The sequence below is a fragment of the Alteromonas sp. 4NH20-0056 genome (assembly GCF_057539655.1).
Window position 1 is genome coordinate 1 of the sequence record NZ_BAAJLS010000028.1, and the last position, 1,039, is coordinate 1,039.

The following is a 1,039-nucleotide window of genomic DNA, read 5'->3' on the forward strand; positions in this document are numbered from 1 at the left end:
AAGTGAAAAACATACTGGGCAATAACGAGGTATAGAAAATAATACGCTTACTGATGCGCGGGTGACAGCGAGTTTTATTTAACATTCTGATAATTATTGATTTTATGGTTTTTTCTGGTACGTATTTAGCGTGTTTTTAAAGCTGCGCTTTCATTAAAAAGTATGTGTTTTAATGGCGAAATCGTGCTCTTTACTTGTCATGACACCTGCGCGCCGCAAGTGATAAACTCACGGTCGTCGAAAAATGTGTTTCTATGCCCTGCACCATGGCGTGCCATTGATTGTGCGGTAAGCCGGTTTGTATTGTGATAGGTGAGTGACTGACGTCTACATGCTCGCACTGACCTACACGCAGTTGCCTCGCGGTGTCCTCAATCAGTGCTAGGTAGTCATAAAGAGAAAACGGTAACCCGTCGGCGGTGTTACTTTTGTTACCCAGAAACGGAAATAAGCACCGAGGTTGTTCATTGTTGATTGCCGCCTTAATACGTCGCTTAATGCTAGTGAACGCGGACGCTTTCGGTGTTGTGGCAATGCCTGCGCGAAGTGGGTTTAAATCGACATACGCCATACATGCCATCACGGCAGCGTCATCTAATAGCGCTTGAGACTTAAAACGTCCCTCCCAGAAACGGCCGGTACATGCATCTTCCTTGTTGGCCTGACGTGCGATGTATTCATTTAAGAGGCGCATAAACCAACTGATATCATAGAGTCTTTGACGATATACCGCGACCGTTGCCATTACCGACTGAATTTGAATATCTGACATTGCCGTGCGCCGCTGAGGCTGCATGTAGTCACGGGTAAGTTGTGTACCTTTATGTAGCGAATGCCACCGTGTTAAAACCGTCTCAGTTGTCCATGACAGGGCTTTATCTCTATCAATGCGAAGTACAACATGTGTATGGTTACTCATTACCGCGTAAGCACATACGTCAATCGCAAACACCTTCGCTAAACGAAGCAACCGGTTTTCTACCCATTGCCTTCGGTGCTCAAAGCTTTTGCCGCTGAAATGGTCCTTCCCACATAAAAA

The 1,039-nt window shown here is 45.7% G+C and carries 1 protein-coding gene; it reads right to left on the bottom strand.

Annotated elements, in window-relative coordinates; translation table 11 throughout:
- Positions 1 to 190: 190 nt before the first annotated feature.
- Positions 191 to 1,039: transposase (locus AC27EZ_RS18095; protein ID WP_487136658.1), on the bottom strand; the 849-nt coding region annotated here is incomplete at its 5' end.